A 15,686-nucleotide genomic window follows, 5' to 3' on the forward strand; every position below is an offset into this window, starting at 1 on the left:
GGTTCGGCAGGCGCGGCCGGCTTGGCAGGCGCCGCCGGCGCGGCCACCGTGGTGGTCGGCGCAGCCGGTCCGTCACCCGGCGCCGCCGCAGCCTGCGGCAACCCGGCCGTGAGCGCCGTCAACGACACGGCGATCCCGGATGCCATTGCCGCGATGACTCGTTTCTCGGCAACACGTCGTGCGCGCATCGTTCATCGACTCCTCGTGGTCCGCAGCGCAACCGCTCCCCCGACGCCGGCCCCTGAAACCAGCAGGAAGGTGTGGTCGCCCCGGCTCGACCCGACCTTCACGGTTGTGCTCACCACGTTCATCGCGCGCAGCGCTAGTTCGTTACACGAGGACGCTCGGGTGGCACGGCGTCGATGAGCAGGCGGGTGTAGTCCTCGCGCGGTGCCGCGAACAGCTCGGTCGCGGGCCGGTATTCGACGGCGCGGCCCGACTGCATCACCAAGACGTCGTGACTCATCCGCTGGATCACCGCGAGGTCGTGGCCGATGAACAGGTAGGTCAGGGTCAGCTCGCGCTGCAGGTCGGTCAACAGCTCGAGGACGCGTGCCTGCACCGACACGTCCAGCGAGGCGGTCGACTCGTCGAGGATCAGCAGGTCGGGTTCGAGGGCGAGCGCCCGCGCGATGCTGACGCGCTGCCGTTGACCACCGGACAGCTCGTGCGGGTAGCGCTCGGCGAACGACGACGGCAGTCCGACGAGTTCCAGGAGTTCGGCAACGCGCTCCCGGCGGGCGGCGCGATCGGCGGCCAGGCGGTGGACGCGCAGCGGCTCGGCGATCGTCGCGCCGACGGCCATGCGGGGGTCGAGGGAGGAGAACGGGTCCTGGAACACCAGACCGACGCGTCGGCGCAGCGCGCGCGGCGCGTCCTTCGCCAGCAGGTCCGCTCCCTCGAGGGTGGCGGTGCCCGCGTCGGGGCGCACCAAGCCGGTGAGCGCGGACGCCACCGTCGACTTGCCGGACCCGGATTCGCCGACGAGGCCGAGCGTGGCGCCGCGCCGGATGGTGAACGCGAGGTCGTGCACCGCGTGCACGGTGGCGCGTCCGGTCGCGGTGGTCACCGGGAAGCTGACGTCGAGGCCGGTGACCTCCACCAGCGGGGGTGCGTCCTCGGGCACGGGTGCGGGCCCTGCGGAGCCGAGCACCGGCCGGGCCCGCAGCAGGTCGCGCGTGTAGTCGTCACGGGGACGGTCGAACACGTCGAGGATGGGCGCGCGTTCGACCACTTCGCCGGTGCGCAGCACCGTCACGTCGTCGGCTACCTGACCGATCACGCCCAGGTCGTGGCTGATCCAGACGACGGCGGTGCCGAAGTCGCGCTGCAGTGTCCGCACCAGCTCGATGATCTGCGCCTGCGTCGTGACGTCGAGGGCGGTGGTGGGTTCGTCGGCGATCAGTAGTTCCGGATCGCAGGCCAGTGCGATCGCGATCATCACGCGCTGCCGTTGGCCGCCCGAGAGTTGGTGCGGGTACGCCTTCAACCGGGACGCGGGGTCCGGCAGACCGACGGCCTCGAGCAACTCGAGCGCGCGGGCGGTCGCCTCGCGTCGCGACACGCGGCGGTGGGCCTCGATGGACTCGGTGATCTGGCGCTCGAGGGTGAGCATGGGGTTCAGCGACGTGCCCGGGTCTTGGAAGACGAAGCCGATGCGGCCGCCGTGCACGCGGCGCAGGCTGCGTGCCGACGCACCGACGAGCTGGATCGGATCATCCTGTCCGGCAAGGAGACTGGAGCCCGTGACGGTGGCCGCGGGCACGTCCAGCAGGCCGGTGGCGGCCAGCACCGTCATCGACTTGCCGGATCCCGATTCGCCCACGATGCCCAGCGTCTGCTCCCGGTCCACCGAGAGCGACACGTCACGCACGATCTCGCGGCGGCCCACGCGCACGCTCAGCCCGGCGACGTCGAGCACCGTCTCGTTCGCGACCGTCACCGTTGCCTCGCCGCCTCGCGCACCGTGCGCTGCCTCGGGTCGAGTACGTCACGCAGGCCGTCGCCGACGAGGTTGAGCGCCAACACGATGAGGAAGATGGCCGCTCCGGGGAACACCGCCATCCACCAGGCGAGGGTGACGAACCCCTGGGAGTCGAAGATCATGCGGCCCAACGACGGTTCGGGCGGCTGGATGCCCAGCCCGAGGAAGGACAGTGCGGCCTCGCTGAGGATCGCGAACGCCAGCGACAGCGACGTCTGCACGATCAGGGGCCCGGCGATGTTGGGGAGCACGTGGCGGGTCAGGACGAAGCCGTGCCCGGTACCCATCGACCGGGATACCGCGACATACGGTTCGACGCGCACCGACAGCGTGCTGGCGCGCGCGACGCGGGCGAAGATCGGGGTGTACACGACCCCGATCGCCAGCATCGTGGTGGTGACGCCGGGACCCAGGATGGCGACGATCGCCAGTGCGAGCAGCAGCACGGGAAAGGCGAACATGACGTCGACGACACGCATGAAGACCGTGTCGAGCCAGCCGCCGCGATATCCCGCGAGCACGCCGAGACCCACCCCGACGACGGCCGCGAAGGCCACGCTGACCACGGCGACCTGCATCGAGGCCTGGACCGCCACCATGACGCGGGACAACACGTCGCGGCCGAGTTCGTCGGTGCCGAACCAGTGCGCACCGCTGGGTCCCTGCAGCGCGATGGGCACGTCCACGTCGTTGATGCCGTAGGGGGTCAACCATCTCGCGGCGACGGCCACGACGGCGATGACGACCAGCAGCACGGCGCTGACCAGGGTGACGGGGTTGGACAGCAGCAGGCGCCACGATGCGACGCGGGTGGACTCGGGCGCGGGACCGGTCATGACAGCCGGATCCTGGGGTCGACCACGGCGTAGAGCACGTCCACCACGAGGTTGATGAGCAGGAACAGCGCGGCGATCAGCAGGACCGCCCCCTGGATGACGGGGTAGTCGCGCGCGGCGACGGCGTTGTACACCAACCGGCCGAGGCCCGGCCACGCGAACACCACCTCGACGACGATGACCCCGCCGAGGATCGTGGCCAGCTGGATGCCCGTGATGGTCAGGATCGGCACCAGCGCGTTGCGCACCGTGTGCCGCATGGTGACGACGGTCGGTGAGAGGCCCTTCGATCGCGCGGTGCGCACGTACCCGCTCGAGGCGACGTCGAGGACGGCCGAGCGGACGTATCGCGTCATGATGGCGCCGGCGACGAGGCCCACGGTGAGCCCGGGCAACACCATGTGCGACAGCCATCCGGCGGGGTCGCCGAACGGCGGCCGATATCCCGACGTCGGGAGCCAGCCGAGGGTGCTCGCGAACAGGGCGATGAGCAGGATGCCCATCCAGAAGTCGGGGATCGACACCCCGAACTGGCTCGTCACGCGGACGATGGCGTCGCTCAGCCGACCTTCGCGCAGCGCCGAGAAGATACCCGCGGGCAGTGCGATCAGCAGTGCGACGACGATGCCCACGGCCGCCAGCGACACCGTCGCGGGCAGCCGCTCGAGCAGCACGCCCAGCACGGGGTCGCCGTTGCGGAAGCTGACGCCGAGGTCGCCGCGCGCGGCGGAGACCAGGTAGCTCGCGAACTGGTCGTACAGCGGCCGATCCAGTCCGCTCGCCGAGCGCAGGGCCGCGTACGCCTCCGGGGTGTACCGCGTGCCGAGCGCGATGCGGACCGGGTCGCCGGGCACCAGGTGCACCAGTGCGAACACGACGATGAGCACGCCGACCAGCACCACCAGCGAGTACGCGACGCGTCGGGCGAGGAAGCGGATCACGGGTTCACCTGCTCCCCGAGCCGTGCGGTGCGGAAGCGCACGGCGCCGTCACGGCGCGCCTCGTACCCGGTGAGATCGGGCCGCCACGCCTGGATCACCGACGGGTTGTACAGGTACAGGTAGCTCACCTCGTCGGCGATGCGGGTGGCGGCCTGCGCGTAATCCCGTGCGCGCAGGGCGGTGTCGGTCTGCACGCGGCCCGCGTCCAGCAGCCGGTCCACCTCGGGATCGGAGAACTTCTGGGCATTGCTGCTGCCGTCGGTGTGATGCTGCGCGTAGTAGAAGTCGTCGGGGTCGATGTTGCCCAGCCACCCCATCATCAGCATGTCGAAGTGGCCGCTGTTCTGTTCGTCGAGCCAGGTCGCCATGTCGACGGTGCGGATGTTCACGGTGATGCCCAGCGGGGCCAGGTTGGCGGCGATCACCTGAGCGGCGGTGACCGTCTCGGGATACTCGCTGGTGACCAGCAGGTCCATGCTCGTCGGCGCGGCGTTGGCCTCGGCCAGCAGCCTCCTGGCCTCGTCCAGGTCGTAGCGGTACCGGTCGTAGGGCACGTACCACGGGTTGCCCTGGGGAATGGCCAGCTGGTTGGCCACTGCGGTGCCGTAACTCGTTGCCTGGACGATGGATTGGCGGTCGATGGCGTAGGCGATGGCCTGTCGCACGCGCACGTCGTTCCACGGCGCGCGGGCCTCGTTCAGGGCCAGGTACCAGTAGTCGTTGCTGGGCGTGACGGCCAGGTGAAGCGAGTCGTCGTCGCGCAACTGCGCCACCCGCTGCGTGGGAATGGCGTCGGTCCAGTCGATTTCACCGGCCTGCAGTGCCGAGAGCGCCGTCGACGGTTCGGAGATGAACTGGAACGTCACGCCGGGGATCGCGGGTGCCCCACCCCAATAGGTGGGGTTCGCGGCCAGCGTGATGGAGTCGCCGCTGCGCTGCGACACGAACGAGAACGGGCCGGTCCCCACGGGATGCGTCGCGATCTGGCCGCTTTCGACGTTGGCCCGGGAGACGATGGCCATGCCCTTGAAGCCGCCGAGGTTGGTCAACAGGTTGGGCGTGGGTTGGCGCACCCGGATCACGACGGTGGCCGGGTCCGGGGCGGTGACGTCGGTGACGGCGGCGAACTTGTCGACGTTGGAGAGCTTTTCGTCGATGATGCGGCGGTAGGAGTAGACGACGTCGGCGGCGCCGAAAGGGCTGCCGTCGTGGAAGGTGACGCCGCGCCGCAGGTGGAAGGTCCACGTCAGCTGGTCCGCCGACACGTCCCAGGACTCGGCCAGCGCCGGTCGCATCCGGAGGTCGGCGTCGGGTTCGACGAGCGTGTCGAAGACGTTCTCCAGGACCTCGAACGAGAAGTAGGCGCTGGTCTTCTGCGGGTCCAGCTGGTCGGGTTCACCGGCGATGGCGGCGATCAGGTTGCCGGAGCCGGCACCCAGGTCGACCCGCTGCGCTGGAGCGCACGACGACACGGCCAGGGTTGCGAGCAGGACAGCAAGGCTCGCCAACCACCGCATTGGGACCCTGTACCCACTGGGCCCGCGTCTCATGCCAACGAATCGAGGACCGACGCGTAGCTTTCCTTCACCACTTCCAGATGCGCCCAGCTCTCCACCGCGCTCACTCCCGGCAGTGCCCGCACGACGTCCATCGCCTCGACCAGCTGGGCCGCGGAGAACGCCCGCACCGTCATCAGCACGTCGAAGCGCCCCAGGGTCCTCGCGACGAAGATGGCCGCGGGCATCGCGGCGACGGCGGTGACCACCTCGCGGTGATCACCGACCAGCCGGATGCCCAGACCCACCGCACTCTGACGATCCTCGCCCGAGTGCCGCACGACGGCGCCGATGCGCACCACCTGCGCCTCGACGAGGCGCACCACACGGCGCCGGGCGCCGGCCGGGGACAGGCCGACCACCCTGGCCAGGTCGACGAACGAGGTGCGGCCGTCCTCCTGCAGCGCGCGCAGCAACGCCAGGTCCACCGCATCGACGGTGATGTCGACGTCTCCGACGGGCCCCACCACGTCGCGCACCACCTCGACGTAGCTCAGCGTGTCGACCCCGGTGACGCCGTCCATGCAGCGCAGTTCGCCGACGGCGCGGTCGATCTCTCGCGGGGACGCGGCACGCAGTTCGGCGACCAGTCCGTGCAGGCCGCCGGTGAGCGACAGGAACGGCACGTCGTCGCGGTGCGCGATCGCGGCGGCGATGGGAGCCGCGGGCCGGTCGACGGTGAGGCCGACGTGCGCCAACGCGCCGCGGCCCAGTACGGCGGGGTGCACCACACCGCGGACGACCACCTGGCCGCTGCCGATGAGCCGCTGCACGCGGACCGCGGCGGCCGACCGCGACAGGCCGACGCGGCGCGCTATCTCGGGGGGCGCCAGCCTTCCGTCGTCCTCGAGGAGTTCGACGATCGCCTCGTCCACCTGGTCCATGACAGCCCCTCCGTTCCGCGACCCGCGACATTCGCCGGAAGATCTTTCTACCCGTGATGGTCACCAGATCGAACGAAATCAATGGCTTTTCTCGTTCATTCGACCCGAACTTCCGTCTGATCACGTCAGATCGTGATCGGAAACGCCTCCGTAACGATCGAACTGATTGCACACCAGGACGGGTGAGCCCTACAGTGACCCGCACCACACCACCATCCCGGAGAGCGCCACCCGATGACCGTCTTGAGCCACACCGTCGACACCGTCACCGACACCGCGGGACGACTGCTCGCCGTGCACGCGCACCTCTCCCCCTCCCGCCGACCGTCCGAGGTAGACCGGTGAGCACCAACCCCGACGCCGACCCCCATGCCGAGGCCACCCCGCCGAAGATCACCCAGGTGGAGGTGCACGGCGTGGAACCCATCCCCGACTCCGAACGCACCGCGCGCCCCCTCGACCTCTTCCGGCTGACGTTCGGTGGAGCCAACACCATCGCCACCGTGGTGCTGGGCAGTTTCCCCATCGTGTTCGGGCTGTCGTTTCGCGACGCCGTGCTCGCGACGCTGCTGGGCGTCGTCGTCGGCGGCGCGATCTTGGCCCCCATGGCCGTGTTCGGACCGCGCAACGGCACCAACAACGCCGTCTCGTCGTCGGCACACCTCGGTGTCCACGGCCGGGTGGTGGGATCGTTCCTGTCGTTGCTCACCGCCGTCGCGTTCTTCTCCATCTCCGTGTGGACGTCCGGTGACGTGCTGGTGGGCGGCGCCCACCGGGCCGTCGGATTGCCACAGAACGACCTCGCCGTCGCCGTGGCCTACGGGATCTTCGCGATGCTGGTCTTGGTGGTGTGCATCTATGGGTTCCGATTCATGTTGCTGGTGAACAAGATTGCGGTGGTCGCCGCCACCGTGCTGTTCCTGCTGGGCCTCGTCGCGTTCGGCGGCACCTTCGACGCCGGCTATGCGGGCATCTTCGGGCCCGGCGCGGATGCGGCGACCCAGGCGCTGTACTGGCCGTCGTTCGTCGGCGCGGCGCTGATCGTGATGGCCAACCCCGTCAGCTTCGGCGCCTTCCTGGGCGACTGGGCGCGCTACATCCCGCGGGACACGCCGTCGTGGAAGCCGATGGCGGCGGCGTTCCTCGCCCAGATCGCCACGCTGGTCCCGTTCCTGTTCGGTCTGGTGACCGCCACGGTGGTCGCCACCACCGCCTCGGAGTTCATCGCCGACGGTGACTACGTCGGCGGACTGCTCGCGGTGTCCCCGGGGTGGTACTTCCTGCCGGTCTGCCTCATCGCGCTCATCGGCGGGATGTCGACGGGGACCACGGCGCTCTACGGCACGGGCCTGGACTTCTCCAGCGTGTTCCCGCGGTTCTCCCGCGTGCAGGCCACGATCTTCATCGGCGTCATCGCCATCGCGTTCATCTTCGTGGGCCGGTTCGCCTTCGACGTGGTGCAGTCCATCTCGACGTTCGCGGTGCTCATCGTCACGTGCACGGCGCCGTGGATGGTGGTCATGATGATCGGCTGGGCCACGCGCCGCGGCTGGTACGACTCCGACGCCCTGCAGGTGTTCAACCGGCGCCAGCGCGGCGGCCGGTACTGGTTCCGGCACGGCTGGAACTGGCGAGGCCTGGGCGCGTGGCTCGTCTCCGCTACGCTGAGCATCTGCTTCGTGAACCTGCCCGGCCAGTTCGTGGGGCCGCTGGGCGATCTGGCGGGCGGCATCGACCTGTCGATTCCCGTGGGCCTCGGGCTGGCCGCCGTGCTGTATCCCGTTGCGCTACGCCTCTTTCCCGAACCCGCCGACGCGTTCGGCCCCGACGGCCCGCGGTTCGTGCCTGCGGGGCCCGCGACCAACGTCCCCATCACCTCACTCGACGATCCCGAAACCACCGACACCGCAAGGGAAGTGACCGCATGAGCACCCCGCTCGGCCCCATCGACGCCTCCAAGACACCACGCTTCGCCGGCCCGGCGTCGTTCGCCCGCCTGCCCCGACTGGACCAGGTGACCAAGGCCGACGTCGTGGTGGCCGGGGTGCCGTTCGACTCCGGTGTGTCCTACCGGCCCGGCGCGCGCTTCGGCCCCACCTACGTCCGCGAGGCCTCGCGGCTGCTGCGGCCCTACAACCCGGCGCTCGACGTCTCGCCCTTCGAGATCGCCCAGGTAGCCGACGCGGGCGACATCGCGGTGAACCCCTTCAACATCAACGAGGCCATCGAGACCATCGAGGCCGCCGCCGTCGGCCTGACGAAGGACGGTACCCGCCTGGTGACGATCGGCGGCGACCACACCATCGCCCTGCCCCTGCTGCGCGCCGCGGCCGCCGCCCACGGCCCGGTGGCGCTGGTGCACTTCGACGCTCACCTCGACACGTGGGACACCTACTTCGGCGCCGAGTACACCCACGGCACCCCGTTCCGCCGCGCGGTGGAGGAAGGCATCCTCGACACCGAGGCGCTCTCGCACGTCGGCACGCGAGGCCCGTTGTACGGCAAGAAGGATCTCGAGGACGACCGCCGCTTCGGGTTCGGCATCGTCACCTCCTCGGACGTGTACTACCAGGGTGTGCGCGAGGTGGTCGACAAGCTGCGCGACCGCCTGGGCGACCGTCCGGTATACGTGTCCATCGACATCGACGTCCTCGACCCCGCCCACGCACCCGGCACCGGGACGCCGGAGGCCGGCGGCATGACCAGCCGCGAACTGCTCGAGATCCTGCGCGGTTTCCAAGGTCTGAACCTGGTGGGCGCGGACGTGGTGGAGGTGGCCCCGGCCTACGACCATGCCGAGATCACCGGGGTGGCGGCGTCGCACGTCGCCTACGACCTGGTGTCGCTGCTGGCCCAGCGGGTCCAGGAAACGGCGCCATGACCCGTAACGGCGGTGACGTCGTCGTCGAAACCCTGGCCGCACTCGGTGTTTCGCACGTCTTCGGCATTCCCGGCCAGCATGCGCTTGGGCTGTTCGACGCCATCCGGCGCAGCTCGCTCACCTTCGTCAGCTCGCGGGTGGAGAACAACTCGGCCTTCGGTGCCGACGGCTTCGCCAGGGCGACGGGCGACGTCGGCGTGCTGTTCCTGTCGACGGGCCCGGGCGCACTCACCGCGCTGGGCGCCCTGCAGGAGGCCTACGCCACCGGGGTGCCACTGCTGGTCATCACGAGCCAGGTCCCCCGCTCCGGGCTCGGGCTGCGCCGCGGCATGCTGCACCAACTCGACGACCAGCAGCGCAGCGCGGTGAACGTCACCAAGAGCACGGCGGTGGCCCACACGGCCGCCGCCATCCCCAGCCTGCTCGCCGACGCGTGGGCACTGGCCACCTCGGCGCCTGCGGGTCCCACGTGGGTGGAGATCCCCCAGGACGTGCTGCTCGAGACCACCGACGTGCCGCCGGTGACCGCGGTGCCGGTGCGGGCCACCGTCCGCCCGCCGCGCGACGACGTCGTGGCGGCGGCGGCGGACCTGCTGAACGGGGCGCAGCGGCCGGTGATCCTTGCCGGTGGCGGGGTGCGCCGGTCGGCGGGAGGTCGCGAGGCGCTGGTGGCCCTGGCCGAGCGCCTGGACGCCCCGGTCGTCTCGACCGTCGGCGGCAAGGGCGCCATCGGTTTCGGCCATCCGCTGTCGGCGGCGTCGTGGATCGAGGATCGGCACACCACCGACCTGCTCGAAGACGCCGACGTGCTGCTGGCCGTCGGCACCGCGATGGGTGAGGTCACCAGCAACTACTTCACGTTCGCGCCGCGGGGCCGAATCATCCACGTGGATGCGGAGGCTCGGGTGCTCGAGGCCAACCACCCGGCCCTCGCGGTCCACGCCGACGCGGCGACCGCACTACGGGCGCTGACCGCCGCGGTCGCCCCCCGGGAGCCGGGGCAGGGCGCACGGGTGGCCGGCGACCTGCGCCGCGCCGTGGAACGCCGGCTGGCCGGCCAGGACGTCGCGACCGAACTACGGCTGCTGCGCGATCTGCGCGCGGCGGTCCCGTCGAGCGCACACACGTTCTGGGACATGACGATTGCCGGCTACTGGGCGTGGTCGGCGTGGGATCCCGCCGACGGCGCGTTCCACTCCGCGCAGGGTTCGGGCGGTCTGGGCTTCGCCTTCCCCGCCGCCGTGGCCGCCGCGATCGGCACGGGCCGACGCACGTTCGCGGTCTCCGGCGACGGCGGCGCGATGTACTCCCTCGCCGAACTCGCCACCGCGCGGCAGCACGACGCCGACGTCACGTGGCTGATCGTCGACGACGGCGGGTACGGCATCCTGCGCGAGTACATGACCGACGCCTTCGGCCAGGCCACCGCCACCGAGCTGGCCCGCCCCGACTTCGTAGCGCTGGCAGGAAGTTTCGGCATCCCGGCGTATCAGACCTCGCCGGCCGACGTCGGCGCCGTCGTGGCCCGGACGTGCGCCACGCCCGGGCCCGCCGTCGTCGTCCTGCCCGCAGTGCTGCGGATGTTCGCGCCCACCCACCTCTCCAGTTAGGACCTTCTCATGGGCAAGCCCCTCGACATCGCGATCATCGTCGTCTACCTCGCCGCCATGCTGGCATTCGGCTTCTGGGGCAAGACCCGCACCAAGGACTCCGCCGACTTCCTGGTCGCCGGCCGGCGCCTGGGCCCGACGCTCTACACCGGCACCATGGCAGCCGTGGTGCTCGGTGGCGCCTCGACGGTGGGTGGCGTTGGCCTGGGCTACAAGTGGGGCATCTCCGGCATGTGGCTGGTGGTGGCCATCGCCATCGGGCTGCTGGCGCTGAGCCTGTTCTTCGCGGGCCGCATCCAGCGTCTGCGGGTCTACACCGTCGCGCAGATGCTGCGGCTGCGTTACGGCATCGACGCCACGTCGACGTCGGGTCTCGTGATGGCCGCCTACACCCTGATGCTCTCGGTGACGTCGACCATCGCGTACGCCACGGTGTTCAACGTGCTGTTCGGCACCGAGCGGACGGTGTCGGTGATCATCGGCGGTGCCATCGTGATGCTGTACTCGGCGATCGGCGGCATGTGGTCGATCACGCTGACCGACATGGTGCAGTTCGTGCTCAAGACCATCGGGATCTTCTTCCTGCTGCTGCCGTTCACGTGGCACCGCGCGGGTGGGCTCGACGGCATCCGGGAACGCGCGGGCGACGCCGTGTTCGACCTGGGCGCCATCGGCACCCAGACCATCATCACGTTCTTCGTGGTCTACAGCTTCGGAATGCTCATCGGACAGGACATCTGGCAGCGGGTGTTCACCGCGCGTTCGCCACGCGTCGCCAAGTGGGGTGGCACCGCCGCCGCCATCTACTGCCTCTTCTACGGCGTGGCGGGCGCCCTGATCGGCATGGCCGCCTCGACGTTCCTGCCCGACGTGGAGGCCAAGGACGACGTCTACGCCCAGATCGCCGAGGCCATCCTGCCGGTGGGCATCAGCGGCATCGTGCTGGCCGCCGCGGTGGCCGCCATGATGTCGACGGCGTCGGGTGCCCTGATCGCCACCGCAACGGTGGCGCGCACCGACGTCAAGCCGTTGCTGCAGCGACTGCTCGGACGCACGCCCGACGCCGAGGACGGCGACCGCGACGTGCACTCCGACCGCATGTACGTGGTGGTCCTCGGCATCGCCGTGATCGTGATCGCGGCGCTGCTCAACGACGTCGTCGCCGCCCTCACCATCGCCTACGACATCCTGGTGGGCGGTCTGCTGGTGCCCATCCTCGGCGGCTTCCTGTGGAAGCGGGCGACCGGCGCGGGCGCGCTGTGGGCGATGGTGACCGGCACCGTCGTGACGCTGGGCACCATGGTGGCCGTCGGCGACGTGCTGGCCAACGAGCCCATCTACTACGGCCTGGCATCCAGCCTGGTGGTGTTCGTCGTGGCGAGCCTGGCGACTCCGCGGACACCCGCCGCGGTCCTCGCGGAGTGGGACGGCCGTCTGGCGGGCCGCGACGCCGAGTCGCCCCGCGTCACCACCTGACCCCTGGCGCGAACTCGACGCGCCCGCCGCGAGATCTGCACCGGGGTCGCGTGGCGTCGCGCACCGCGACCCGCGCGCAGAACTCGCGGACATCCGGGCGGATGTCAGGGCACCAGGACCACCTTGACGCAGTCCCCGGCCCGTTGCGCCACCCGCGCGTAGGCCTGGGCGGCGTCGTCGAGGGCGTAGGAGTCGGTGAAGATGCCGCCGACGTCCAGACGGCCCGCCCGCAGCAGCGGCACCAGTTCGGGCCACGTGCGTTGCACCGGCGCCGTGGTCATGCGCAGCGTGACGCTGCGCACCAACGACATCAGGGCGGGGAACGGGAACGGGTTCAGGTCGTGCACGCCCACCACCGACACCGTGCCGCCCGCACGCACGCACGTCAGCGCCGACGTCATCGTCGCGTCGTTGCCGACGGCGTCGATGACCGCCGCCGCACCGCGCCCGCCCGTCGCCTCGGCCACCGCGCCCAGGTCGTCGGGATGTAGCGGCGTCGCCCCGCTCGCCGCGGCGCGCACCCGACGGCCCTCGACGGGGTCGACGCCGAACACCGACCCGGCGCCCTGGGCGATCGCGCTGCGCACCGCGCACAGCCCGACCGCGCCCAGGCCGAGCACCACCACCGTGGCACCGGGCGTGATGTCCGCCCGCCGGGCACCCGCCCACCCCGTCGCCAGGTTGTCGGTCAGCAGCAGGGCGGCGTCGTCGTCGAGACCCTCTGGGACTGGCAGCAATTGGAAGTCGGCGGCCGGTACCGCCAGCAGTTCGGCCTGCGCGCCCCCCAGCGCACCGGACCCGAAGATCCGCGGGCCCGAGACGCACGTGACCGGATCCAGCGTGGCGCATCCCGCGCACGCCCCGCACCCGGCCACCGACGACACCAGCACGCGATCGCCGACGCGCACCGTGCGGACCTCGGGCCCGGCCTCGACCACGATCCCCACGGCCTCGTGTCCCAGGGCCACGGGTTCGGCCAGTGGGTAGTCGCCTTCGTAGAAGTGCAGATCCGAACCGCAGATGGCGGTGGCCGTCACCTGCACGACGGCACCGTCGGGGCCGGGCAGGCCCGGGTCCGGGCGACTGTCGACGCGCACGGTCCCCGGGGTGTCGATCAGCACGGTCCGCATGGCCGGAGTCTAGGGGCGCCGACGGGCGTTGCGGCACAATCGAGGCCAGCATGACCGAGACCGACGATCCGCCGACCACCTCGCGCCGGGCGCACGTGCTGCGTCTGCTGCTGTTCGCGGCGTTCCTGGCCGTCCTGTTCTATCTGGTGGCCGTTGCGCGCATCGTCGACGTGGCCACCGTGCGCGACGCCGTGGCGGCCACCGGGCCCGCTGCGCCGCTGGTGTACGTCGCGGTGTCGGCGTGCCTGGGCGCCATCCTGGTGCCCGGCCCCATCCTCGCGGCGGGCAGCGGTTTCCTGTTCGGGCCGCTGGTGGGCACGTTCGTCACCCTGGGCGCCACGGTGAGCACCGCGACGCTGACCGGTCTGATCGGCCGCCGCGCGGGACGCAGCAGCGCCCGCGGGGTGCTCGGCCCGACGCGGGCCGACCGGCTCGACGCCATGATCGGCCGCCACGGGCTGTGGGCCGTGGTCGGGCAGCGGTTCGTCCCCGGCATCTCCGACGCGCTGGCCTCCTATGCAATGGGCGCCTTCGGGGTGCCGCCCTGGCAGCTGGCCGTCGGCGCGCTGATCGGCTCGGCGCCGCGGGCGTTCGTCTACACCGCACTCGGCGCCTCGATCGCCGATCTGTCGGCGCCACTGGCCTATGCCGCCGTCGCGGTCTGGTGCCTCACCGCCGTCGCCGGCGTCTATGCCGCCCACCGCGGCTACCGGGCCTGGCGCGCCCGGGACTAGCCGGATCCGGCCATGTGCAGCGCCGCGAGGTGGCTGAAGAGCACCGAGGCGCCGATCGGGTTGCCCCCGCCGGGATAGGTCTCGCCCGAGATCGCGGCCATGGTGTTGCCCGCCGCGTACAGCCCGGTGATGGGCCGCCCCGCGGTGTCGAGCACCCTGGCGCAGGCGTCGGTGCGCAGGCCGCCCTTGGTGCCCAGGTCGGAGACGCCGAACGCGGCGGCACGGTAGGGCGGCACATCGATGGGCGCCAGCGGCGCCGCGCCGCCGGTGAACACCACGTCGAATGCCTCTCGCCCGCGGCCGAAGTCGTCGTCGACGCCCCGGGCGGCCATGTCGTTGAACCGTCGGACGGAGGCGTGCAGACCCTCCGGGGGAACGCCGATCACCTCGGCGAGTTCGTCGAGCGTGGCGGCCTGTCGCCACAGCCCGGCCGACTCGTACTCGGCAGTGGGCGCGAACGACACGTTGGTGGCCAGCACCGGCGGTTGCTCGCCGGCCCTGCTGTCGTAGACCAACCAGAACGGGGTCCCGACGGTACCGTCGGCCATCGCGGCGAGGATGGCGCGGCCGGAGCGGTCGTAGGCCGCGGCCTCGTTGACGAACCGGCTTCCGGAGCGGTCGACGAACATCCCCCCGACGATGCCCAGCGCGAACGCCGCGCGGCCGTCGGGATGGATCAGCCCCGGCGACCACCAGGCCTGGTCCATGAGATCGGTGGCGGCACCCGCCGCGATGGCGGCACGGTGCGCCCACCCGGTGTTGCCCGGCGCCCCCATGGTGTCGGAAACGCTTCCCGGTACGCCGTTCTCGGCGCGCATCGCCGCGTCGTGCTCGAAGCCGCCCGCGGCCAGCAGCACTCCCCGCCGGGTGCGAATCACCTGACGCGTTCCGTGATGGTCGACGACGCCGCCGATCACGGCGCCGTCGTCGACCACGAGGTCGACCAGCCGGGTGGACAGCTGGGCGGTCACTCGGGGGTCGTCGGCCATCGCGGCCAGGAAGCGACCGATCAGCGCGCGCCCTCCCACCAGGAGGTCGGGCTGCGGCGCACCCAGCCTCTCGTGATCCAGGGGTCCGCGCACCAGGCCGGCGAACCTGCCGAGCCGCGCGTCGGGGATGGCCCTCGACACGACGTGACGCATCCCGTCCGCCCGGGCATCCGGCACCGAACCGAAGTAGTCGGGCCACGGCAACACCTTGAAGGCGAAGCGCTCGTCGCGTTCCAGATACTCGATGAGGGCCGCGCCGCCGCGGACGTAGACCTCCTGAAGTTCGCCGGGGGTGCGGTCGCCCACGACGGCGTGGAAGTAGCGCAGCGCGGCGTCGATGGTGTCGTCGCAGCCCTCGCGGACGGCCACGGGATTGCCGGGGAACCACATCCCGCCGCCGCCGGAGTAGGCGGTGGTGCCACCGAAGCGGTCCGTCGCCTCGACGAGTGCTACCGAAAGGCCCTCGCGCGCGGCGGTGTACGCCCCCGCCACACCGCCACCGGATCCCACCACCAGCACGTCGACGACGTCGTCGAGAGCCTTCACCGTTCCCCCTTCCGGTGGCCACCCCAGCGGGTCCGAACCGACATTCGAGACATCATCCCCTCCGGCGGCCGCACCGACTACGCTTCTGGCTCATTGCCGAGGAAAGGACCCTCCGATGT

At 71.1% G+C, this 15,686-nt stretch carries 12 protein-coding genes; 5 read left to right on the plus strand and 7 right to left on the minus strand.

Going from position 1 to position 15,686, the window contains the following annotated elements; genetic code table 11:
• Window positions 1-322: 322 nt before the first annotated feature.
• The 5 genes from AC30CM_RS01505 to AC30CM_RS01525 are packed head-to-tail and all read right to left on the minus strand — an operon-like array spanning window position 323 to window position 6,201.
• A complete protein-coding gene (locus AC30CM_RS01505; protein ID WP_490115052.1) occupies window positions 323-1,942 on the minus strand; it encodes a dipeptide ABC transporter ATP-binding protein in 1,620 nt (539 codons plus the stop codon).
• On the minus strand, window positions 1,939-2,820 hold the full coding sequence (locus AC30CM_RS01510) for an ABC transporter permease (RefSeq protein ID WP_490115053.1): 882 nt from the start codon (window positions 2,818-2,820) through the stop codon (window positions 1,939-1,941). Before AC30CM_RS01510 ends, AC30CM_RS01505 begins: the two co-directional genes overlap by 4 nt.
• On the minus strand, window positions 2,817-3,761 hold the full coding sequence (locus AC30CM_RS01515) for an ABC transporter permease (RefSeq protein ID WP_490115054.1): 945 nt from the start codon (window positions 3,759-3,761) through the stop codon (window positions 2,817-2,819). The genes AC30CM_RS01510 and AC30CM_RS01515 overlap by 4 nt, the downstream gene beginning before the upstream one ends.
• Window positions 3,758-5,278: an ABC transporter substrate-binding protein gene (locus tag AC30CM_RS01520; protein WP_490115055.1), complete on the minus strand. Its 1,521-nt coding sequence runs from the start codon at window positions 5,276-5,278 to the stop codon at window positions 3,758-3,760. Before AC30CM_RS01520 ends, AC30CM_RS01515 begins: the two co-directional genes overlap by 4 nt.
• A gap of 29 nt (window positions 5,279-5,307) precedes the next feature.
• Window positions 5,308-6,201, minus strand: coding sequence for an Lrp/AsnC family transcriptional regulator (locus AC30CM_RS01525; protein ID WP_490115056.1), 894 nt, complete (start codon window positions 6,199-6,201; stop codon window positions 5,308-5,310).
• A gap of 341 nt (window positions 6,202-6,542) precedes the next feature.
• On the opposite strand from AC30CM_RS01525, the gene AC30CM_RS01530 reads away from it, so the two are divergent.
• Genes AC30CM_RS01530 through AC30CM_RS01545 form a run of 4 tightly spaced genes read left to right on the plus strand, consistent with a single transcriptional unit; the run spans window position 6,543 to window position 12,168 of the window.
• A complete protein-coding gene (locus AC30CM_RS01530; RefSeq protein WP_490115057.1) occupies window positions 6,543-8,129 on the plus strand; it encodes a purine-cytosine permease family protein in 1,587 nt (528 codons plus the stop codon).
• Window positions 8,126-9,082 carry an agmatinase gene (speB, locus tag AC30CM_RS01535; RefSeq protein WP_490115058.1) on the plus strand — a complete coding sequence of 319 codons (957 nt, stop codon included), beginning with the start codon at window positions 8,126-8,128 and terminating at the stop codon, window positions 9,080-9,082. Before AC30CM_RS01530 ends, speB begins: the two co-directional genes overlap by 4 nt.
• Window positions 9,079-10,692, plus strand: coding sequence for a thiamine pyrophosphate-binding protein (locus AC30CM_RS01540; protein WP_490115059.1), 1,614 nt, complete (start codon window positions 9,079-9,081; stop codon window positions 10,690-10,692). Before speB ends, AC30CM_RS01540 begins: the two co-directional genes overlap by 4 nt.
• A gap of 9 nt (window positions 10,693-10,701) precedes the next feature.
• Window positions 10,702-12,168, plus strand: coding sequence for a sodium:solute symporter family protein (locus AC30CM_RS01545; RefSeq protein WP_490115060.1), 1,467 nt, complete (start codon window positions 10,702-10,704; stop codon window positions 12,166-12,168).
• A gap of 104 nt (window positions 12,169-12,272) precedes the next feature.
• Here AC30CM_RS01545 and AC30CM_RS01550 read toward each other — a convergent pair whose 3' ends face one another.
• The gene (locus tag AC30CM_RS01550) at window positions 12,273-13,298 is read right to left on the minus strand and encodes an alcohol dehydrogenase catalytic domain-containing protein (RefSeq protein ID WP_490115061.1); all 1,026 of its coding nucleotides are present in this window, start codon (window positions 13,296-13,298) and stop codon (window positions 12,273-12,275) included.
• Window positions 13,299-13,348: 50 nt separating this feature from the next.
• Here AC30CM_RS01550 and AC30CM_RS01555 point away from each other — a divergent pair, with 50 nt between their 5' ends.
• Entirely contained in the window at window positions 13,349-14,032 is a 684-nt protein-coding gene (locus tag AC30CM_RS01555) for a TVP38/TMEM64 family protein (protein WP_490115062.1), read from the plus strand.
• On the opposite strand, the gene AC30CM_RS01560 is transcribed toward AC30CM_RS01555, so the two are convergent.
• Window positions 14,029-15,567, minus strand: a complete 1,539-nt coding sequence (locus tag AC30CM_RS01560) for an FAD-binding protein (RefSeq protein WP_490115063.1) — start codon at window positions 15,565-15,567, stop codon at window positions 14,029-14,031. The genes AC30CM_RS01555 and AC30CM_RS01560 overlap by 4 nt on opposite strands.
• Window positions 15,568-15,686: the final 119 nt, after the last annotated feature.

Source organism: Mycobacterium sp. DHQP2018-32-09 (genome assembly GCF_058148405.1).